This is a genomic window from Bacillus sp. JK106 (assembly GCF_053663355.1).
The window spans coordinates 671,172-691,376 of record NZ_JBSJQC010000002.1 but is presented as its reverse complement, the minus strand read 5'-3'; the positions used below and the strand labels follow the sequence as shown (position 1 = coordinate 691,376).

The 20,205-nt window shown below is 49.5% G+C and carries 21 protein-coding genes and 1 riboswitch; all 21 genes read right to left on the bottom strand.

What is annotated here, in order from left to right; translation table 11 throughout:
- Positions 1-70: 70 nt before the first annotated feature.
- On the bottom strand, positions 71-379 hold the full coding sequence (locus tag ACWJJS_RS08920; protein WP_229154048.1) for a hypothetical protein: 309 nt from the start codon (positions 377-379) through the stop codon (positions 71-73).
- Positions 357-845 carry a precorrin-2 dehydrogenase/sirohydrochlorin ferrochelatase family protein gene (locus ACWJJS_RS08915; RefSeq protein ID WP_454023494.1) on the bottom strand — a complete coding sequence of 163 codons (489 nt, stop codon included), beginning with the start codon at positions 843-845 and terminating at the stop codon, positions 357-359. Before ACWJJS_RS08915 ends, ACWJJS_RS08920 begins: the two co-directional genes overlap by 23 nt.
- A complete protein-coding gene (locus ACWJJS_RS08910; protein WP_454023493.1) occupies positions 826-1,611 on the bottom strand; it encodes a sirohydrochlorin chelatase in 786 nt (261 codons plus the stop codon). The genes ACWJJS_RS08915 and ACWJJS_RS08910 overlap by 20 nt, the downstream gene beginning before the upstream one ends.
- Entirely contained in the window at positions 1,612-2,385 is a 774-nt protein-coding gene (gene cobA / locus ACWJJS_RS08905; RefSeq protein WP_070081802.1) for a uroporphyrinogen-III C-methyltransferase, read from the bottom strand.
- 124 nt (positions 2,386-2,509) lie between these two features.
- Complete coding sequence (cysC, locus tag ACWJJS_RS08900) at positions 2,510-3,103, bottom strand: adenylyl-sulfate kinase (protein ID WP_003154363.1); 594 nt, start codon at positions 3,101-3,103, stop codon at positions 2,510-2,512.
- 13 nt (positions 3,104-3,116) lie between these two features.
- On the bottom strand, positions 3,117-4,265 hold the full coding sequence (sat, locus tag ACWJJS_RS08895; RefSeq protein ID WP_278071831.1) for a sulfate adenylyltransferase: 1,149 nt from the start codon (positions 4,263-4,265) through the stop codon (positions 3,117-3,119).
- A gap of 48 nt (positions 4,266-4,313) precedes the next feature.
- Positions 4,314-5,378 (bottom strand): inorganic phosphate transporter, encoded by a 1,065-nt coding sequence (locus ACWJJS_RS08890; RefSeq protein ID WP_003154367.1) that lies wholly within the window; start codon positions 5,376-5,378, stop codon positions 4,314-4,316.
- Between the two features lie 12 nt (positions 5,379-5,390).
- Positions 5,391-6,092 (bottom strand): phosphoadenylyl-sulfate reductase, encoded by a 702-nt coding sequence (locus ACWJJS_RS08885; protein ID WP_003154369.1) that lies wholly within the window; start codon positions 6,090-6,092, stop codon positions 5,391-5,393.
- A gap of 127 nt (positions 6,093-6,219) precedes the next feature.
- Positions 6,220-6,324: riboswitch (SAM riboswitch) on the bottom strand.
- Positions 6,325-6,425: 101 nt separating this feature from the next.
- Positions 6,426-7,058, bottom strand: coding sequence for an orotate phosphoribosyltransferase (pyrE, locus tag ACWJJS_RS08880; protein ID WP_003154373.1), 633 nt, complete (start codon positions 7,056-7,058; stop codon positions 6,426-6,428).
- Complete coding sequence (gene pyrF / locus ACWJJS_RS08875) at positions 7,055-7,774, bottom strand: orotidine-5'-phosphate decarboxylase (RefSeq protein WP_102422461.1); 720 nt, start codon at positions 7,772-7,774, stop codon at positions 7,055-7,057. Before pyrF ends, pyrE begins: the two co-directional genes overlap by 4 nt.
- Positions 7,743-8,678 (bottom strand): dihydroorotate dehydrogenase, encoded by a 936-nt coding sequence (locus ACWJJS_RS08870; protein ID WP_003154377.1) that lies wholly within the window; start codon positions 8,676-8,678, stop codon positions 7,743-7,745. Before ACWJJS_RS08870 ends, pyrF begins: the two co-directional genes overlap by 32 nt.
- The gene (locus ACWJJS_RS08865; protein WP_167860124.1) at positions 8,678-9,448 is read right to left on the bottom strand and encodes a dihydroorotate dehydrogenase electron transfer subunit; all 771 of its coding nucleotides are present in this window, start codon (positions 9,446-9,448) and stop codon (positions 8,678-8,680) included. The genes ACWJJS_RS08870 and ACWJJS_RS08865 overlap by 1 nt, the downstream gene beginning before the upstream one ends.
- Positions 9,445-12,660 (bottom strand): carbamoyl-phosphate synthase (glutamine-hydrolyzing) large subunit, encoded by a 3,216-nt coding sequence (carB, locus tag ACWJJS_RS08860; protein WP_171463502.1) that lies wholly within the window; start codon positions 12,658-12,660, stop codon positions 9,445-9,447. The genes ACWJJS_RS08865 and carB overlap by 4 nt, the downstream gene beginning before the upstream one ends.
- Positions 12,645-13,739, bottom strand: a complete 1,095-nt coding sequence (locus ACWJJS_RS08855; RefSeq protein ID WP_007409730.1) for a carbamoyl phosphate synthase small subunit — start codon at positions 13,737-13,739, stop codon at positions 12,645-12,647. The genes carB and ACWJJS_RS08855 overlap by 16 nt, the downstream gene beginning before the upstream one ends.
- A complete protein-coding gene (locus ACWJJS_RS08850; protein WP_070081799.1) occupies positions 13,736-15,022 on the bottom strand; it encodes a dihydroorotase in 1,287 nt (428 codons plus the stop codon). Before ACWJJS_RS08850 ends, ACWJJS_RS08855 begins: the two co-directional genes overlap by 4 nt.
- Positions 15,006-15,920 (bottom strand): aspartate carbamoyltransferase catalytic subunit, encoded by a 915-nt coding sequence (locus ACWJJS_RS08845; protein WP_454023492.1) that lies wholly within the window; start codon positions 15,918-15,920, stop codon positions 15,006-15,008. Before ACWJJS_RS08845 ends, ACWJJS_RS08850 begins: the two co-directional genes overlap by 17 nt.
- Positions 15,921-16,061: 141 nt before the next feature.
- Entirely contained in the window at positions 16,062-17,372 is a 1,311-nt protein-coding gene (gene pyrP / locus ACWJJS_RS08840) for a uracil permease PyrP (protein ID WP_007409727.1), read from the bottom strand.
- A gap of 154 nt (positions 17,373-17,526) precedes the next feature.
- The gene (gene pyrR, locus ACWJJS_RS08835) at positions 17,527-18,072 is read right to left on the bottom strand and encodes a bifunctional pyrimidine operon transcriptional regulator/uracil phosphoribosyltransferase (protein ID WP_003154392.1); all 546 of its coding nucleotides are present in this window, start codon (positions 18,070-18,072) and stop codon (positions 17,527-17,529) included.
- A gap of 188 nt (positions 18,073-18,260) precedes the next feature.
- Entirely contained in the window at positions 18,261-19,175 is a 915-nt protein-coding gene (locus tag ACWJJS_RS08830; RefSeq protein ID WP_003154395.1) for an RluA family pseudouridine synthase, read from the bottom strand.
- 1 nt (position 19,176) lies between these two features.
- Positions 19,177-19,638, bottom strand: a complete 462-nt coding sequence (gene lspA, locus ACWJJS_RS08825) for a signal peptidase II (protein ID WP_003154398.1) — start codon at positions 19,636-19,638, stop codon at positions 19,177-19,179.
- 101 nt (positions 19,639-19,739) lie between these two features.
- On the bottom strand, positions 19,740-20,111 hold the full coding sequence (locus ACWJJS_RS08820) for a TraR/DksA family transcriptional regulator (protein ID WP_003154399.1): 372 nt from the start codon (positions 20,109-20,111) through the stop codon (positions 19,740-19,742).
- Positions 20,112-20,205: the final 94 nt, after the last annotated feature.

The following is a 20,205-nucleotide window of genomic DNA, read 5'->3' as shown; positions in this document are numbered from 1 at the left end:
GGTGTTTTTTATTACGTATAAACGGAGACGAAACTCTCCCAGCCGTCAGAATCATCTTTACAATATCTGATCAGTTTCCCGTCATGTCTGCCTGATCCGCCGGGCCGTCTGTGATTAAAACAGTCACACCTGATTTGGCGGCGGATACTTTCACCTTCCCTCGCCGAACCTGAGCACATCCGGGCGGGTCTCTGACCTTTCCTTTGTATGCGGGCGGAATCCAGGCGGCATCGGGATCACATACATATTCCTCATCACTTCGCAATCCTGACCGCTTTCGTTTTGAATTTTTCACATTCGGCGGACTGTCAGGACAGTATAAAAAACACCCTGCCTGATGACAGACAAGGTGTTTTTTATGATCTTCTTCTTTTCTCAAATAATTGATCCACTTCTTCAGCCAAATCAGCAGTAATGAGAGGCTTTATGTCCTCAGCCAGTCTTTTCGTATGTGCCGGGCTTGCGCCGCTTGTTGATACGGATACTTGAATGCGCCCTTTGCGGATGATCTTCGGCATATACACGCTGCCCCGTTCAGCCTCGCTTACACAATTGACCAGCTGCGTTTCAGAAGCGCCCGCGGCTATCTCCCGATTCACGCTGCGGTCATTTGTCGCGGCAATGATGAAAAAAGCGGGCGCAAGATCCTTCATTTCAATTTTACGGGAAACCCAGCGGATACGTCCTTCATCCGCCAGCTGTTTAATTTCAGGCAGGGCATCGGGACTGATTACAGTAATATCCGCGCCTTCCGGAAGCACTGTTTTGAGTCTTCTTAAGGCAACATTGCCTCCGCCCGCGATGACAATTCTTTTTCCGCTGAGATTAATGTGAAGAGGCAGCATACTGTCCCCCCTTAAAATCAAACTGCCCGCCGGGGTTTCGGACAGCTTCTGTCACACGGTTCAAAAACGCCTGCTTAATATGCGGGTGAAAACCTAAGTATGAAGCGAGATGAATATTTTGATTGATCGTTTGAAGCTTTTGAACTTCCCGTTCAATCTCAGTCATTAAAAGCCCGGTAAACAGAAGATATGGAACGATAAAAACGGGTGCTCCGTCATCCTCTTCAAGGCCGGCAAACACTTCTTTATAGTGCGGGTCACATGCTGTTAAAAAACAGGGGATGACTTCTTTAACAGGTGTAATCGCCTCAAGTTTTCCGGCAATCTCACTGACTGCGTTTTTAACGGCCGGATCTGTGCTTCCTCTTCCGATCAGCACCACTTTCGCCTGCTCAATGGGCACTCCGGTATCTTCAATACGATGATGCACGGCTTTTACGACTTCATCGTCCACTCCGATCGGAACACCATATGTCACTTTTATATCGGGATGCAGGGCCGCCGCACGGGCGATTTCAGCCGGAATGTCATGTTTCGCGTGGGCAGCGGTCAACAGCAGCAAAGGCACAGCCGCAATATGAGTGGCGCCTTGTCTGACACAAGCTTCAAATCCCGCTTCAATAGACGGTTCCTGCAGTTCTAAAAAACAGATTTCCTGAATGGGAGCGTCAGCGTGCGGCATGCATCTTTTTAAAAACGCCGCGGACTCTGTCTGCGCTTTTTTAAGCCTGCTACCGTGCCCGATATATAAAATCGCCTGCTTCATTTACAACGCCTCGCTCAAATCCGGATTTTTCTGTTCAGATGCATACCAGTCCAGTTTGCAGTGATAATTGACGACATCACCGATAACAATTAAGCTCGGGTTTTTGATTTCTTCTTTTATCACTGTATCTGAAAGCGTGCCGACGGTGCAGACGACTGTTTTTTGCCTGTCCGTCGTTCCCCAATGAATAAAGGCTGCCGGAGTGCCGCCGTCTCTGCCGTTTTCCAGCAGCATTCTTTCAATCTGCCGGATATTTTTAATTCCCATATAAATCACCAGCGTATCAATACCCGTCGCCAGCGCTTTCCATTTTTCTTCAAAGTCGTCTTCTTGTTTATAATGCCCCGTAACGAATGCGACATTGGAGCTCGCCTCTCTGTGCGTCACCGGAATGCCGGCATAAGCAGCAGCCGCGATTCCTGATGTAATGCCGGGAACGATCTCAAACGGAATGGCGTTTTGTGCGAGAGCCTCCGCTTCTTCGCCTCCGCGGCCGAAAACAAACGGGTCGCCCCCCTTGAGCCTTACAACGGTTTTCCCCTTTTTCGCATACTTCACAAGGAAACGGTTGATCGTATCCTGTTTCATAATGTGAAAATCCGGGAGCTTGCCGCAGTAAATCAGATCCGCTTCTTCGCCGGCATATTGTAAAATCTCTTTGTTTACCAATCTGTCATATAATATAACGTCCGCTTTCTGTATGGCCTTCATTGCCTTCACCGTTAATAAGTCCGGATCTCCCGGACCGGCTCCAACGATAAATACTTTCCCCATAGCATGTCTCCCCGATCCGTTTTGAAATCTTCCCAGAACAGCCGCGAGGCCGCACTTCAGCTATTTTACCATATCCCGCCATTGCAGGGGATATCCGGCTGATTGCGCGGCCTTTTTGGACCTATTATGCTAAGCTGTTTTTCACAAAGTCAACCAGTCTTCCGGTGCATTCTTCACGTTCAAATTTGCCTGAATCAAGTACGAGCTCAGGCGCTTTCGGCTCTTCATACGGTGAGTCGATCCCCGTAAAGAACGGAATTTCACCATTTCTTGCTTTTTTATATAAACCTTTCGGATCGCGCTTTTCACATATATCGAGGTCGCATTTCACGTAGATTTCATTAAATTCGCCCTCTGCCACAAGCTCTCTCACCTGATCTCTGTCCTCACGGAAGGGAGAAATAAAAGCCGTGATGACGATGGTTCCCTGCTGAACGAAAAGCTTCGCCACTTCCCCGATGCGGCGTATATTTTCCTTGCGGTCATCATCGGAAAAACCTAAGTCCTTGTTTAAGCCGTGGCGGATGTTATCACCATCAAGCACAATGACTTGATAGCCCTGTTCAAACAACTCGCGCGCTGCGGCGTTTGCAATTGTAGATTTCCCTGAACCGCTTAAGCCCGTCAACCAGAGGATAGAGCTTTTATGCTTGTTTTTCTGCTGGTATTCTTCTTTCGTTATTGAGGCTTCATGCCATACGATATCACGATTTGTCACTCTATTTTCCTCCTTAAGAAACGCCTGCTTCTTCTTTCGTTTTCAGCCCTTTAATCAACACCTCGACAACTTCAGGACGGCTGAATTCCGCCGGCGGCATGACGCCGCTTCGCAGCATTTCTCTGACCTTTGTTCCTGACAGAATGACGTGGTCTTCTCTGTCATGCGGGCATGTTTTGGCCGTTCCCATGTTGCCGCATTTCTGGCAGAAGAAGCTGTGCTCGAATTTCATCGGTGTAATCCCGAGTTCATCCGCTGTAAATTGATCAAACAGCTCTTGCGCTTCATATGTGCCGTAGTAATCACCGACGCCGGCATGATCGCGGCCGACAATAAAATGCGTGCAGCCGTAGTTTTTGCGGACAAGCGCGTGGAAAATGGCTTCTCTCGGCCCCGCATACCGCATAGCCGCCAAAAATACGCCGAGGAAAACGCGGTCTTTCGGATAATAATGATCGAGCAGCACCTGGTAGCTTTCCATTCTGACATCCGCCGGAATGTCATCTGATTTTGTTTCACCGACGAGCGGGTTCAAAAACAGGCCGTCAACCGTCTCAAGCGCGGTTTTTTGGATATATTCGTGGGCGCGGTGGACCGGATTTCTCGTTTGGAAACCGACGATGGTTTTCCAGCCCTTTTCTTCGAAGCTGCGTCTTGTATCGGCAGGTTCAAATGTAAACTCAGGAAACTGCTTTGACGCTTTTTTAATTAATGTGATCGGCCCGCCGACATACGTATCGCCGCGTGAAAATAATTTTTTCACGCCCGGATGCGCGGCATCATCGGTTTTATATACGTGAACGGCTTCTTTTTGTTTATCCGGCGTATAAATATCTTCGATGTCGACGACACCGTATGTTTCTCCGCCGTAAGTCAGTTTCACCGTGTCGCCGACGGCAAGCTCAGCCGCTTTTTCTGAATCGACCGGAAGCGTGATCGGCAGGGACCAGACAACCCCTGATGCCAGACGCATATTTTCAACGACTGACACGTAATCTTTTTCTGTGAAAAATCCTTCAATCGGGCTGTACCCCCCGATTCCGATCAGCTCTAAATCAGCGAACGAAATCAAATCAAGCTCAATTTCTTTGTGGACGGGTGTAAGATCATACTGCTCATTCACCCGATTAATTAATGTTCCTCCGTGCGGTGCTAAACTCATAATACATGATTCCTCCCAGTTAACAGATAAATAAACTCAGATTAATAGTTAAATGCCCCCGCCTTGTTCATGGACAGAGCGTTTCTCTTTTCGGATGGCTTTCATCAGACTGGCGGCTCCGCCAGCTGCCAAAAGCACGCTGGCCATCATAAAGATGGAATAGTAATCTCCTTTTAACAGCAGGGAGACAAGCAGATACGAAATCGACAGTGACAAAAACGGCGAAACGACCCAAACTTTGAGCATCGTTTTCACGACTTCTTTATGAAAAACGTTCGGCCCGTTTTTGGCCATTCCGATACCGATAATTGATGATGATGTGACTTGCGCCAATGGGACCGGCAGACCGAAGACGGAACTGATAATGACAAGCCCCGCGCCGGTTCCTGAAAGCAGTATGCCTTCTCCGGCTGAAAATCTCGTAATCTTTTTCCCGTTGGTTTCAAGCACTTTACGTCCTAAAAGCAGAGCGCCGAGAGCGACAAAGATGCCTCCGTACAGCGTTCCTTTTGACACGCTGAGTACGCCCGCAGCCACCAAAGGGCCCACCGCATTTGCGACATTGTTCATTCCGGCTGAAAAAGCTTCCCAAAACCCCGCAAAAAGCAGCACAATCCCTAAAATCTTCTGTTTCCGTTTCGAAATGACTCGAATATTCAGAGAACTGAATACCTTCGATACGAGAAAGGTGAAACAGAACGCGACGAACGGTACGAGCACCCAAAAAATCACGATGACCAAAAGATGCTGTAAAAACAATACTTTGTACGCGACGCCGACACCGACAATCGCCCCGACAGTGACCTCACTCGTCGACAGCGGAATGCCGAGCACATTCGCCGTGAATAACGATAGCGCCGCCGCTCCGATTATAATGCAGACAATGGTGAGCGTAATGGTTTGTTCGGGAATGATTCCGCCGCTGATCGTCTTAACGACTTCACCGCCGCCGATAACCGCCCCTGACAGGACTCCGGCCGCGCAGATGATCAGCGCATATGTTTTCTTTTTAACGGCGCCGGACCCGTAAGCGACTCCCATTGATGCCGCGGCTCCGCTGGCTCCGATATTCATGGCAAAAAACAGGCAGAATAAAATAGCGGCTAATTCCATCGGGCAGCTCCTTTATTCATGCAGTCCGCATTCGGTTTTCGCCATGCCGTTCCATCTGCCGCTCCGCAAATCTTCCGCGGTAAACGCAGGTGAAGTGCACGGTTCACAGCCGATGCTCGGATACCCCTGATCATGGAGGATATTGTAATCCAGCTCATGCTTGGAAGTATATCTCCAGATGTCTTTCCATGTCCAATGGATCAGCGGGCATACTTTAATCGATTGAAACTTGTCGTCTTTATTCAGGAAATTCGTATTCGCCCGGCTCGGCCCTTGATCCCGGCGAAGGCCGGACAGCCATGCCGGATGCCCTGCGAGTGCTTCTCTTAACGGCAGAATTTTTCTGATGTAGCAGCACTGGTTCGGTTCTCTTTCCCACAGTTTATCTCCGTGAGCCTCGGCCTGTTCCTCGAGAGTAAGGCTGGGCTTTTTCAGGATAATGTTCAGCCCCGGGTAACGTTCTTTCACTTTTTCGATCGTTTCATATGTTTCTTTAAAGTGAAGACCCGTATCGAGAAACACGATTTCCGCGTCTTTCTTTACTTTAGAAATTAAATCGATCAGGACGATGCCCTCAATCCCGAAGCTGCACGCGTAAACAAGCTGGTCTCCGTAGTGGCCGTATGCCCATTTTAAAACGGACAGCGCGCCTTTATAGGAATCGTCTTCCGGAAATGTAATCGCCGGTTCCTCCCATGTGTCATACGTTAGCATTTTTTCTTTCCTCCTCCCGGAGACAATCAAACAGCTGTTGTTCTCTGCCGGTTGTCTTATCCCTCAATCTTTTTTTCATATAAAAAACTTTCAATCCAGCGGAATGAAAGACAGTGACCCGGTATAGCCCTTATCTTCAAAATGCTGTGCATTTTTCTGGATGCGGCACCTTGCAATACACGCAGGTTGCCGGGCGTCATCGGTCCAGTCCCTCAGCCGCTCTTGATAAGCTTTTTAGATTTGTACTAAATTTTAGCACAATTCTAACAGAAGTCAACCCGAGTTTTTTGATAGGAATAATAAAACAGGCCCTGAGGCCTGTTTTTATTGTCATTATTTTTTAAACCAATCTTTTGACTCGGGATTCAGTTTCCATGATTTCAGTTTTTCAATGTCAGCTGAATGAATCGTTCCGTTTTCAAGCGCGACTTCAATCAGCGTGTCATAATCGGTTAACGAGTAATAAGGAAGACCCGCTTTTTTAAAGGCTTCTTTTGCTTTCGGCAGTCCGTATGTAAAAATGGAAATGACGCCTAGGACTTCCGCGCCCTCTCTTTGAAGGGCCGCCGCAGCTTCAAGCACGCTGCCTCCGGTAGAAATCAAGTCTTCAATCACGACTGTTTTTTGTCCTTTCTTAATGGCGCCTTCTATTTGATTTCCTTTGCCGTGCGCTTTCGGTTTGCTTCTGACGTAGCACATCGGCACGCCTGTACGGTCTGCGAGAAGCGCAGCATGCGGAATGCCCGCCGTTGCAGTGCCCGCGATCATCTCCGCCTCGGGGAAATGCTCCTTCAGCAGTTTGCCGAGCCCGTCCGCCACATCATTTCTCACTTTTGGATACGACAATGTCAGACGGTTGTCACAATAGATCGGTGATAAAATGCCGCTCGCCCACGTAAACGGCTCATTCGGACGTAAAAAGACAGCTTCAATGTGTAATAGATGTTTTGCGATAGCCTGTTTCATCGGCGAACGCCCTCCCATTCCAGTTTAATTGCTTCATATGCTTTAACGGGGTTTTCCGCTTTTGTAATTGAGCGGCCCACGACGATGGCTGACGAACCGTTTTCTTTCGCAAATGACGGAGTCGCCGTCCGGACTTGATCGTCAGCTGCGTCACTGGCCGTGCGGATGCCCGGCGTGACTGTCAGAAATGAAGGCCGGACCGCTTCATAAATGGCTTTTGTTTCATGGACCGAACATACCACTCCGTCCAGCCCGCACTCTTCCGCCATTTTGCCGTAGTGCACAACCGTTTCTAACAGCGGCTTTTGCAGCAGAAGCTCTTCCTTCGCCACCTGCTCTGAAGTGCTGGTCAGCTGAGTCACCGCGATTAAAGACGGGCGTTTTCTGCCTGCCGGCGTGCCTTCTTCAAGCCCCTCAAGGGCCGCGCGCATCATGCGTGCGCCCCCTGCCGCATGCACATTGACGAGATCAACGCCGAGGCGGGCCAGCCGCTTCATCGCTTTATTGACCGTAGTCGGGATATCATGAAGCTTTAAATCTAAAAATATATCACAGTTCCGTTCTTTTAATTGGTGAATGATGGCGGGGCCTTCCTGATAAAAAAGTTCCATCCCCGTTTTGACAAAAAGCCTTTCCTTTTCAAACAAGTCTAAAAACGTTAAAGTCTCTTCCCCTGATGCAAAATCAAGCGCGATGATGGGCAGGTTGTTTTTCATGTTTCCAGCTCCTTCCGATGCATTCACTTACAGATTGAAAGCCGTGTTGGCGCAGCACACGGGGGAGCTGTTCTATGATTTCCGGGCAGACGAACGGATTGACGAAGTTTGCTGTACCGACGGCAACCGCACTCGCTCCCGCAAGAAGAAATTCTAATGCATCCTCTGCGGTCTGAACGCCGCCCATCCCGATAATCGGAATTTGAACGGCCTGGCTGACTTCGTATACCATCCGGATGGCGACCGGTTTGATCGCCGGGCCTGACAGTCCGCCCGTTTTATTTGCTAAAATCGGCCGTCCGGTCTTGAGGTCGAGCCTCATCCCGATGAGTGTATTAATCATCGTCAGACCGTCAGCACCGGCCGCTTCAATCGCTTTGGCAATTTCGGTTATGTTTGCGACATTAGGCGAAAGCTTCACATACACAGGCACTGCGGAAACTTCTTTCACCGCTTTTGTCAGTTCGGCCGCCATGACGGGATCAGTACCAAAAGCAATCCCCCCCGTTTTGACATTCGGACATGAAATGTTAAGCTCAAGCGCATGCACATTCGGCGCTTGGCTGATGTGCTCGGCCACTTCTTTATAGTCGTCCACCTGAGAACCGGCGACATTTGCGATAATCGGCGTGTCAAATTGTTCGAGCCAAGGCAGCTCATGATTGAGCACATGCTCAAGGCCGGGATTTTGCAGTCCGATGGCATTCAGCATTCCCGCGCTTGTCTCCGCCACTCTCGGTGTCGGATTTCCGAAGCGGGCTTCGTTCGTCGTTGCTTTAATCATAATGCCTCCGAGGCATGATAAATCGTAAAATCCGGCATATTCTTTCCCGAAACCGAAACATCCGGAAGCGGGGATGATCGGGTTTTTCAATTGGAGACCCGGCAGATTCACCTCTAACATTACAGCGCCACCTCCTCAGCTTTAAATACCGGCCCGTCAAGGCAGACCTTTACATAGGATGTATCACTTTCACCCGTGCGGCACACGCAGGCGAAGCAGGCCCCGATGCCGCAGCCCATCCGCTCTTCCATCGAAAGGTAAACCTCTTTATGGCCGTACTGCTGCTTCAGAGCTTTCAGCATCGGTGTCGGTCCGCAGCTTAGCAGGACATCGAATTCGAGCTGCTTTTCACGGATGATATCAGTGACAAACCCTTTCTCTCCATATGTTCCGTCAGCCGTCGCCACATAAGTGTCTCCGTACGCACGGCATTCCTGTTCGTAAAAAACATCCTTTGCTGATTGAAATCCAAGCACATGAATGACGTTTACGCCTTTTTCCGTCAGGCGCTTTGACAGTTCCTGCAAAGGCGGAACCCCCACTCCGCCTCCGACTAACAGCGCGGTTTTGCCGGGTTTAATCCGCCGGACGGGAAATCCGTTGCCGAGAGGGCCGAGAACGTCTATCCTGCCGCCCGCTTTTTTCCCGGACAAAAGACGCGTTCCCTCACCGTCAGCTCTGTAGATAACGGATACTTCATCCGCGGCGAAATTGACGTCCGCAATGCTGAGCGGTCTTCTTAATAGCGGCGTGACCGCGTCACTCACCTTCAGATGAAGAAATTGACCCGGCTCGGTAAGGTGCCGGACAAGCTCTCCTTTCAGCACCATCTTATAAATCCGGTCGGCAATTTCTAAGTTGGATTGAACAGTCAAATGCGCTTTTTTCATATCGTGACTGCCGCCTTTTGATTGGTTTCGGATGCAGGCATATGATCCGCCCGGAATGTCATGCTTTCCAATACCCGCAAAATGGCTTCGGCCGTATCTAAAGATGTCAGGCAGGCGACTCCGTTCTCAACGGATTCGCGGCGGATTCTGAAGCCGTCTCTGGCCGGCTGTTTGCCCTTTGTCAGCGTATTGATGACAAATTGCGCTTCGCCGTTTCTGATCACATCGAGCAGATTTTTCCCTTCTTCGCCGATTTTCCCGACGACTTGAGCCGGAATCTGAGCGTCTTTCAAATAAGCCGCCGTTCCTTCCGTCGCCAAGATTTTATAGCCGATGGCGTGGAACCGCTTGGCGATCAGCAGTCCTTCTTCTTTATCTTTATCAGCAACGGTCAACAGCACTGAGCCGTAGTTCGGGATTTGAATGCCAGAGGCAATCAGCGCTTTATAGAGCGCTTTTTCCAAGGTTGAATCTTTGCCCATGACCTCACCCGTCGACTTCATTTCAGGGCCTAACGTAATATCCACTCTTCTCAGCTTCGCGAATGAGAAGACAGGCGCTTTCACGAATACCCCCTGCTGTTCAGGCTGCAGCCCCTCTTGATAGCCGAAATCAGCAAGCTTTTGGCCGAGAATGACCTTTGTCGCCAGATTCGCCATCGGAATCTTAGTGATTTTGCTTAAGAACGGCACGGTTCTGCTTGACCGCGGATTTACCTCAAGCACATACACCTCACCTTGCGACAGTACGAACTGGATGTTCAGCAATCCGATGATATTAAGGCCTTTTGCCAAGGCTACAGTGTATTGTTCGATTTTTTTCTTAATGTCTCCGCTTAAAGACTGAGGCGGATAGACGGCGATTGAATCCCCTGAATGGACGCCGGCCCGCTCGATATGCTCCATAATCCCCGGAATAACGACTGTTTCGCCATCGGATACGGCATCGACTTCGATTTCTTTCCCCGTCAGATAACGGTCGATTAACACCGGATGCTGCGGGTTGATTTTGACCGCATTTTTCATATAGTGAAGCAGTTCTTCTTCGTGATAGACGATTTCCATCGCCCGGCCGCCGAGCACATACGAAGGGCGGACAAGTACCGGATAGCCGATGGATGCAGCGATTTTGACCGCTTCGTTCACCGACACGGCGGTTTTTCCGAGCGGCTGCGGCACATTCAGCGCCTCAAGCGCCTGCTCGAACTTATCCCGGTCTTCCGCACGGTCTAAATCTTCAAGTGATGTACCGAGAATTTTGACGCCGCGGGCGCTCAATTCTTCCGCAAGGTTGATCGCCGTCTGGCCGCCGAATTGGACAACAACGCCTTCCGGCTGTTCCAAATCGATGATGTGCATGACATCTTCTACCGTCAGCGGTTCAAAATACAGTTTGTCTGATATGCTGAAATCAGTGGACACCGTCTCAGGGTTGTTGTTGATAATAATCGCTTCATAACCTGCCTGCTTGATGGCCCAGACAGAATGAACGGTCGCATAGTCAAATTCGACGCCCTGTCCGATGCGGATCGGACCGGAGCCGAGGACGACGACGCTTTTTCTTGATGTTACCTCAGACTCGTTTTCTTCCTCATATGTGCTGTAGAAGTACGGGGTTTCTGATTCGAATTCCGCCGCGCATGTATCCACCATTTTATATACAGGCTTGATGGCTGCTCCTTTTCGCATTTGATACAGCTCTTGTTCCGGCATATTCCATTCCCGGCTGATATATTTATCGGAGAAACCGAGTTCCTTCGCTGTCTGCAGGACGGCGAGGCTGCCTTTTTCCGCTTTCAGCTCGGTTTCAAAAGCGACCAGCTTAGAGAGCTTGTGCAAAAAGAATACGTCAATTGCGGAAAACTCATGAAGCTGCTCCACTGTGTAGCCTCTTCTGAACGCTTCTGCGAGATAAAACAGCCGTTCATCTCCGGCCTTTCTGATCCGTTTTTCCAAAAGCCCGTCAGAAATCTCTTCCGCATCCTTCAGTTCCAGGTGATAGACATCGGCTTCCAGTGAGCGGACCGCCTTTAACAGCGATTCTTCAAGGGTGCGTCCGATGGCCATGACCTCTCCGGTGGCTTTCATTTGCGTTCCGAGTCTGCGGTTTGCCGACTCAAATTTGTCGAACGGCCAGCGCGGGATTTTAGAAACGACATAGTCAAGCGCGGGCTCAAAAGCCGCATATGTTTTTCCCGTTACGGGATTCATCATTTCATCAAGAGAAAGCCCGACTGCGATTTTCGCCGCAAGCTTTGCGATCGGGTAACCCGTCGCTTTTGAAGCGAGGGCGGATGAGCGGCTCACCCGCGGATTCACTTCGATAATGTAGTATTGGAAGCTGTCAGGATCGAGCGCGAGCTGAACATTACAGCCGCCTTCAATGCCGAGCGCGCGGATCAGCTTTAATGAAACATTGCGCAAAAGCTGATATTCCCGGTCGCTCAAAGTCTGGCTCGGGGCAACGACGATGCTGTCGCCCGTATGGATGCCGACCGGATCGATATTTTCCATGTTGCAGACGACGATCGCGTGATCTCTGCTGTCTCTCATGACTTCATATTCGATCTCTTTGTAACCGGCGATGCTTTTTTCCAGAAGGCACTGATGGACGGGGCTGAGCTTTAATCCGTTTTCGACGATCTCTTTCAGTTCCGCTTCATTCGAGCAGATGCCGCCGCCCGTTCCGCCTAATGTGTAAGCGGGGCGCACGATAACCGGAAACCCGATCCGGCCGACAAATTCCTCGGCTTCCTGTAAAGTGCGGATGATCTCACTTTCCGGCACCGGTTCATTCAGCTCATTCATCAGCGTACGGAATAAGTCGCGGTCTTCCGCCTGCTGGATGGCGGACAGCTTTGTGCCGAGCACTTCCACTCCGCATTCCTCAAGAACCCCGAGTTCAGACAGCTCGACGGCAAGATTTAGTCCGGTCTGTCCGCCCAGAGTCGGCAGGATGGCGTCCGGCCGTTCTTTTCTGATAATACGCGTGAGAAACTCCGGCGTCAGCGGTTCGATGTATACCCGATCAGCCATTTCCGTATCCGTCATAATCGTTGCCGGATTCGAGTTGACGAGAATGACTTCATAGCCTTCTTCCTTTAAAGCGAGACACGCCTGTGTGCCCGCATAATCAAATTCCGCCGCCTGTCCGATAATAATCGGGCCTGATCCGATCACTAAAATCTTTTTAATATCTACGCGTTTTGGCATACCGCTTCCCCTTCTTTCTCAGTTGTTTCGATCAAGTCAATGAATCTGTCAAATAAGTGATTGGCGTCTTCCGGCCCCGGTGAAGCTTCAGGGTGGTACTGAACCGTAAATGCCGGCAATGTTTTATGCTTGAGTCCTTCGATCGTTTGATCATTGATCGCAATGTGCGTCACTTCAAGCTCTGTCTCATCTATTGAAGAAACTGTATATCCGTGGTTTTGGGCTGTTAAAGCGACTTTCCCTGTCGCAAGCTCTTTAACCGGATGATTGGAACCCCTGTGTCCGAATTTCATTTTTTCCGTTTCCGCTCCCGATGCCAGCGCAAATAATTGGTGGCCGAGGCAGATTCCGAATAACGGCACCTTCCCGAGTATGCCTTTTATCATTTCAATGGCTTCCGGCACATCTTTCGGATCTCCGGGTCCGTTAGAAAGCATGATGCCGTCCGGCTTGAGCTGAAGCACTTCTTCCGCCGTTACATTGTACGGCACAACGATGACATCGCATTTTCTTTTGTTTAACTCTCTTAAGATGCCGTGCTTCATACCGAAATCGACGAGCACGATGCGTTTGCCGCGGCCCGGACTCGGATATGCCGTTTTCGCCGATACTTGAGCGACTTGATTTCTCGGCAGTTCCGTTTCTTTCAGCCTTGCAAGAACCTCTCCGACATTCTCCTCACTTGAAGCAAACGTTCCTTTTAATGCGCCGGCCGTGCGGATCATTCTGGTGAGTTTTCGCGTGTCGATCCCTTGTAAGCCGGGGATATTTTTCATTTTCAGATACTCGTCAAGCGTGTAAGCCGAACGCCAGTTGGAAGGCAGCTCGCACAGTTCTTTTACGATCAGCCCTTTTACAAAAGGAGTGATGGATTCAAAGTCATCTCTGTTAATTCCGTAGTTGCCGATCAGCGGATACGTCAGCGTCACGATCTGCCCGCAGTAAGACGGGTCTGATAAAATTTCCTGATAACCGGTCATTCCCGTGTTGAATACGACTTCACCCGCAGTATGCTCCAGGCTCCCGAATGCTTCACCCTCAAATACCGCTCCATTTTCCAGCACTAGTCTTCTTTTCATTTGACGAGTCTCCCTTCTTCGTATGCAAGTTTACCGGCAGCCATCGTTGCAACAGGCCAGCCGAAGCACTTCATCTTGTTGAATGGCGTATTTTTTCCTTTAGATAAAAATGTATCTTTGTCAATGGCCGCTTCTTTTTCCAGATCAATCAGGGTGATGTCAGCCGGCGCCCCCGGTGCAAGCGTTCCGTACGGAAGACCGAATGCCTCGCAAGGTTTTACCGTCATGAAATCAACCAGCTGCTTCAGCGTCCACGCCCCGTTTTTCACAAAATGTGTGTACAGAAGCGGAAAGGCAGTTTCTAAACCGACGATACCGAAAGGCGCAAGCTTCATGTCCGTGTTTTTCTCTTCTTCTGTATGCGGCGCATGGTCAGTGGCGATGAAATCAATCGTACCGTCTAAAAGCCCTTCAATCAGCGCCTCTCTGTCCTCTTTGCTGCGAAGCGGCGGATTCATCTTAAAATTGGTATCAAGTCCCGGGATATCTTCGTCACAAAGCAGCAGGTGGTGCGGCGATACTTCCGCCGTCACGCGGATTCCCGCTTTTTTTGCGTCTCTTACGGCTCTGACGGATTCTTTCGTGCTGATATGACACACGTGGTAATGGCAGCCCGCCGCTTCCGCCAGCAGGACGTCACGGGCAATATGTACCGCTTCACAAATGGAAGGTATGCCGTTCAGGCCGTTCGCTTTTGAAAAAGATCCTTCATGCACGCTTCCGCCGTAAATAAGCGAGTTATCCTCACAATGAGCGACAATCGCTTTATTTATTGAAGCCGCCCGTTTCATGGCTTCATACATCATTCCGGCCGTCTGAACGCCGACGCCGTCATCGGTGAAGGCGAATGCGCCCGCTTCATGAAGCGCCTCAAAATCTGTCATTTCTTCGCCGGTTTGTCTGATCGTAATGGATGCGTAAGGAAGGACCCTGACAGATGAGGTTTCTTTGATCCTGTTTTGCAGCCATTCCATCTGCTCTTTCGTATCCGGCACCGGTCTTGTATTCGGCATGGCGGCGACTGTGGTAAAACCGCCGCGCGCCGCGGCTTTAGAGCCCGTCTCAATGGTTTCTTTTTTCTCGCCGCCCGGTTCTCTGAAGTGGACATGAAGGTCTACGAGCCCAGGTGAAACGAACAGTCCCTCAGCGTCGATCACCGTTTCTCCGTCTTTCGCTGTCAGAAGCCCGGTTTCCGAAATGAATTCACCCGTTACCCGGATATCCTGTGCCGCTTTTTCTCCCTGTTCATTTAACATCCAGCCGTTTTTAATGAGATAAGACATAAGCCGCTTCTCCCCTTTTCACATTGGTTTGCAGTGCTCTTTTTAATACTGCCATTCTGATATACACACCATTTTCCATTTGTTTAAAGATTCTTGATTTTCCGCATTCCACTAATGTTGTGTCAATTTCGACTCCTCTGTTCACCGGTGCGGGATGCATGATGATAGCATGCCGCTTCATGCTCTCCGCCCGCTTTGCGGTCAGCCCGTATGCTTCCAGGTAGCCTTTTTGGTCGGCTTCTGTCTGATGCCTTTCATTTTGGATGCGGAGCAACATGACGACATCTGAAGCTTGTATGGCTTCATCCGTCTGAACACAGGTGCCGAAGGCGTTTTTCTCATCCTGCCACTGCGGCGGACCAGAAAACAGCACACGTGCGCCGAGCCTTGTCAGCACCTCGGCATTTGACCTTGCCACCCTGCTGTGTTTGATATCGCCATGAATGGAAACCGTCAGGCCCTGAAAGGTCTCAAATTCCTCTTGAATCGTCATTAAATCGAGCAATGACTGAGTCGGGTGCTGGCCGCAGCCGTCGCCGGCGTTTAAGATCGGAATATTGACTCTGCCGGTCAGATCTTTGTAATATTCATCCGTGCTGTGCCTGATGACGCAGGCGTCCGCTCCGATTGATTCCAGTGTTTTGACCGTGTCGTATAAGGACTCGCCTTTTTGAACGCTTGTGCTCGTGCCGTCTAAGCTGAGCACGTTCATCCCGAGTTTTTTTTCCGCCACTTCAAAGCTGAACCGCGTTCTCGTGCTCGGTTCAAAAAACAGATTCGCAACGAATTTTTCCGTGAGATCGGGACGGACTGTACCCTCCTTTATCGCTTTTGCCTCTCGCAGCAGTTCTGTAATTTCAGCCGCGCTCAGTTCAGACATCGTCGTTAAATGATTCATGTTTTTTCTCCTCCGTTTCCGCTTGAAGGCCGTAAAAAACACCCCGGTCTATAGACTCGGGGTGCGGTTAAAGAGAGAAGAGCCGTACAGCTTCTTCCCGTTATAACCCTTCCAAGCCTCTCTGGACTTTCTTTAAAAGGTTTACATATGATTTTGTTTTTCTGATGCAATCGCGTCTTCTTCATTTGCATGCGGCAGGATAAGGTTCAGGATGACTCCGACGATTGCCGCAAGCGCCATGCCGGATATTTGGAACCCGCCTTTTGATACTTGAATAAAAGCCCCTCCGACGCCGATCACGAGGATGACGGATGTGATAATTAAATTTCGCTTGTTTTCATAATCAATGTTGTTGTCAATCAGCATTCTTAAGCCGCTGGAGGCGATAATTCCGAAGAGCAGGAAGGAAACGCCTCCCATAACCGCGGACGGAACAGAGCTGATCAGCGCTGAAACTTTGCCGATAAATCCGAAACACAGCGCAATCACTCCCGCGCCGCCGATGACAAAGACGCTGAAAACTCTCGTAATTGCCAGGACACCGATGTTTTCGCCGTATGTTGTCGTCGGCGGGCCGCCGATTAACGAAGCGATAATCGTCGCTACGCTGTCCCCCATTATGGAGCGGTGCAGTCCCGGCTTTTTAATGAAATCCTGTCCGACAACTTTACTCAGCACCATTTGGTGGCCGATATGTTCTGACATCGTCACGAAAGCGACCGGCACCATCGCAGCGGCAATGCCCAATGTCACTGACGGCGTGTAGTCTTTGAAAGGGATGATAAATTCAGGAACGGCGAACCATTTTGCATCAATGACCGGCTGAAAATTGACGATGCCCTGTGTCAGCGCAAACAGATATCCGCCTATAATGCCGATCAATACCGGAATCAAGCTTAAAAATCCCCGTAAAAAGATGGCGCAGATAATGGTGATGGCCAAAGTGACGCCGGCTACACTGAAATGTTTCAGGCTGTAAACGAGTTCCTTCGCATTCGGATCAGCATACATTGCCATATTGACGGCTGTGCTTGCCAGTCCGAGGCCGATGACGATGATGACCGGCCCGACGACCACCGGGGGCAGCAGCTTCATCAGCCACCCCGTTCCAAGCTGCCTGATGAGAAGCGCGATCAGGCCATACACAATTCCCGCCAGGAAAGCGCCGACCATGGCAGCCCCCGGCCCTCCCGTCGCCTTCACCAAGATAATCGGTGATATAAAGGCGAATGATGAGCCGAGATAAGCGGGAATCTGGCCTTTTGTCACCAAGAGATAGGCGAGTGTCCCGATTCCGCTCGTGACAAGCGCCACTGCCGGGCTCATTCCGACCAGTTTCGGCACGAGTATAGTTGAACCGAACATGGCGAATAAATGCTGCAGGCTGAATGACAGCCAGGACAATGGATTGGGGACGTCCCTGACTCCCAGGTTTACTTTTTTCTTACTCATGGCGTTTTCCTCCCGGTTGACTTTCAAATGGTATAAAAAAACCTCTTTGCTTTTTGCGCAAAGAGGCATACAAAGGCCGGCCGCGTCGATCCGCCCGGCTTTGTGTTTTAAAATCCTCTTTGCAAACTCTCTGGAATGCATTTAAAAAGGGTGATTATTCATTTTCGTAAATGGCGACCATATCAGTCTGATCAACTTCGCTCAGCTGAACCATCACTTTTTCAGCTTTTGAGGTCGGAATGTTTTTCCCGATATAGTCCGCTCTGATCGGCAGCTCCCGGTGTCCTCTGTCGACAAGCACGGCAAGCTGTATCGATGACGGCCGCCCGACATCAACGAGAGCATCCATCGCAGCTCTCACCGTCCGGCCGGTATAAAGCACATCATCAACCACAATGACCTTTTGGTCTGTGATATCGGCCGGAATGTCCGCGCCTTTTACAAGCGGCTCTTCATTGCTCGTTTTTTTTGTGAGATCGTCACGGTAAAGGGTGATATCGATTTCCCCGACGGTGACCGGATTTCCTTCAATCTGTTCGATCCGCTCGGCCAGCCGCTTCGCTAAATAAATACCTCTTGTTTTAATCCCTACAAGAATGCAGTCATTCATTCCTTTATTCCGTTCGATCATTTCATGGGCTATCCTTGTCAGCGCCCGCCTGATCGCCTGTTCGTCGAGAATAACAGCTTTTTGATTCACTCGTGACACCTCTCCATTCGTATATAAGAAGAAAAAACCCCTCCTGCCAGAGCATAGAGGGGTTCCTTTCCAGGACGAAGACACACATGTATCTTTTCTGTCCTATCCGTTATCCTTCTCAGCCTCTCTGGACTGTGTTAAAGAATCTATTCAGCTTGTTTTTATTATTCCAGAAAAGAAACTCGCTGTCAATGGCTATTTCTCAAATGTTCAATGAGTTTTTTCATATCTTCAGGAAGGGGCGCTTCAAACTCCATGTATTCGCCCGTCCGCGGATGGTCAAAACCTAATATTCCGGCATGAAGCGCCTGACCGTTGAAATCAATGGTTTTTCTCGGTCCGTACTTCGGGTCGCCTGCCAAAGGAAATCCGATATATTTCATATGAACACGGATCTGATGCGTTCTTCCGGTTTCAAGACGGCACTCTACGAGCGTGAAGTCTTGAAACCGCTCAAGCACGTGGAAATGCGTGACGGCGTTTTTGCTGCTTTCTCTTGTTACGGTCATGCTTTGACGGTCTTTCTTATCTCTTCCGATCGGAGCGTCAATCGTTCCGTCATCATGTGAAATCAACCCGTGGACAACCGCTGTGTACTTTCTCGTCACGGTTTTATTGACAAGCTGATTAACGAGTGATTCATGCGCCATATCGTTTTTAGCGACCATTAACAGGCCGGAGGTATCTTTATCAATCCGGTGGACGATTCCCGGGCGCATGACGCCGTTAATGCCTGAAAGATCATTGCAGTGAGCCATCAGTCCGTTTACGAGCGTCCCTGTCACATGGCCGGGCGCCGGGTGTACGACCATGCCCCGCGGTTTGTTCACAACCAAGACATCCTGGTCTTCATAGTAAATGTCCAAATCCATCGGCTCTGCAAGCACGTCCAATTCTTCCGGTTCAGGAATGGTGACGTTTACCTGATCGCCGGGCTGCATTTTATAATTCGCTTTTACGGATTTGCCGTTAACGGATACCAGTCCCTCTTTTACCCATTGCTGCACTTGAGTGCGTGACCAGTTTTCTCCCGTTGAAGCCAAAAATTTATCAATCCGTTCGCTCTTTTGTTCAGGCTGAACGGTTATCTCAAATTGATTCATGTTATTGCTCCTTCTTTTTCCCGCTGTCAAACAGCATATGAATAAATAAAAGTATTACACCGACGCACAGTGAGGAGTCCGCGATATTAAAAATCGGATAGTGATAATCCACGATGATGACATGAATAAAATCCACCACTTCCTGGCGCGCCGCCCGGTCAATAAAGTTTCCGGCCGCACCTCCCAGCATTAAGCCGAGAGAAATTCCGAGTAACATCTGCCCTTTTGCATAACGCTGTATGTAATAAACGATTCCGATAATCACGGCGATGGTAATGACGTAGAAAAACCACATTTGGCCGGCTAAAATCCCCCACGCCGCTCCCGTGTTGCGATGAGATGTGATATAAAGCACCTGGTCGATGACAGGTATGCTTTGTCCCAATTCCATATGGCTGACGACAAGCCATTTGGTCAATTGGTCGGCAATAATAATAAAAAGAGCGATAAGATAATAAAGCACACACGTTCCTCCAGTATACAGTTACTTTTATCCTTTATGAATTTTATCAGTAAAAGATGCCAGAGTAAAGGCAGATCATAAGCGTATACAAACAGACGCTGTCACTCATACAGCGCCTGATCATATGCATAATCTCCGGGTTCCCAATATGGAAGGGTTTTCTTTTCAAATTGAGCGGGATAATAAAAATCATCAGCGGTTCTGGCCGTCGGCAGCACCGCAAGTTTTTCAATCGGAATGGGGGCGCCTGTTTTTTCACAATAACCGTACGTATTGTTTTCAAACTTAGACAGGGCAAGAAGAACATCTTGAAGTTCTTCTTTTATATGATAGATCAGAGTTGCTTCTTGGTCGTTCATTGAAGGTTCAACAGATGCTGACATTTGAAAGCAAGAATATTCGAATAATCTTGATTGAAGTTCTTCTTTCATCATGAGAAGCTCCGTGTGGATTGCGGTCAGTTGATCATTCATTCATCACAACTCCTGCTCTTGATGTTATAGCTTTATTGTTGCCCTCAGAGCGCCATTTGAAGCCCATAAGAATTTTCCTGCCGTTCTAATCGAT

Bases quoted from the DNA above. Each gene is read 5' to 3' on its own strand.
- ACWJJS_RS08820 (WP_003154399.1), bottom strand. From the start codon at position 20,111: ATGAATGATCAACTGACCGCAATCCACACGGAGCTTCTCATGATGAAA.
- ACWJJS_RS08855 (WP_007409730.1), bottom strand. From the start codon at position 13,739: ATGAAAAGAAGACTAGTGCTGGAAAATGGAGCGGTATTTGAGGGTGAA.
- ACWJJS_RS08885 (WP_003154369.1), bottom strand. From the start codon at position 6,092: ATGCTAACGTATGACACATGGGAGGAACCGGCGATTACATTTCCGGAA.
- cobA (WP_070081802.1), bottom strand. From the start codon at position 2,385: ATGGGGAAAGTATTTATCGTTGGAGCCGGTCCGGGAGATCCGGACTTA.
- sat (WP_278071831.1), bottom strand. From the start codon at position 4,265: ATGAGTTTAGCACCGCACGGAGGAACATTAATTAATCGGGTGAATGAG.
- ACWJJS_RS08910 (WP_454023493.1), bottom strand. From the start codon at position 1,611: ATGAAGCAGGCGATTTTATATATCGGGCACGGTAGCAGGCTTAAAAAA.
- carB (WP_171463502.1), bottom strand. From the start codon at position 12,660: ATGCCAAAACGCGTAGATATTAAAAAGATTTTAGTGATCGGATCAGGC.
- pyrE (WP_003154373.1), bottom strand. From the start codon at position 7,058: ATGAAACAGGCTATCGCAAAACATCTATTACACATTGAAGCTGTCTTT.
- ACWJJS_RS08890 (WP_003154367.1), bottom strand. From the start codon at position 5,378: ATGGAATTAGCCGCTATTTTATTCTGCCTGTTTTTTGCCATGAATATC.
- pyrF (WP_102422461.1), bottom strand. From the start codon at position 7,774: ATGAAAAACAACCTGCCCATCATCGCGCTTGATTTTGCATCAGGGGAA.
- ACWJJS_RS08850 (WP_070081799.1), bottom strand. From the start codon at position 15,022: ATGTCTTATCTCATTAAAAACGGCTGGATGTTAAATGAACAGGGAGAA.
- ACWJJS_RS08830 (WP_003154395.1), bottom strand. From the start codon at position 19,175: ATGAATCAATTTGAGATAACCGTTCAGCCTGAACAAAAGAGCGAACGG.
- ACWJJS_RS08865 (WP_167860124.1), bottom strand. From the start codon at position 9,448: ATGAAAAAAGCGCATTTGACTGTTCAATCCAACTTAGAAATTGCCGAC.
- ACWJJS_RS08915 (WP_454023494.1), bottom strand. From the start codon at position 845: ATGCTGCCTCTTCACATTAATCTCAGCGGAAAAAGAATTGTCATCGCG.
- pyrP (WP_007409727.1), bottom strand. From the start codon at position 17,372: ATGAGTAAGAAAAAAGTAAACCTGGGAGTCAGGGACGTCCCCAATCCA.
- ACWJJS_RS08845 (WP_454023492.1), bottom strand. From the start codon at position 15,920: ATGAATCATTTAACGACGATGTCTGAACTGAGCGCGGCTGAAATTACA.
- ACWJJS_RS08870 (WP_003154377.1), bottom strand. From the start codon at position 8,678: ATGTTAGAGGTGAATCTGCCGGGTCTCCAATTGAAAAACCCGATCATC.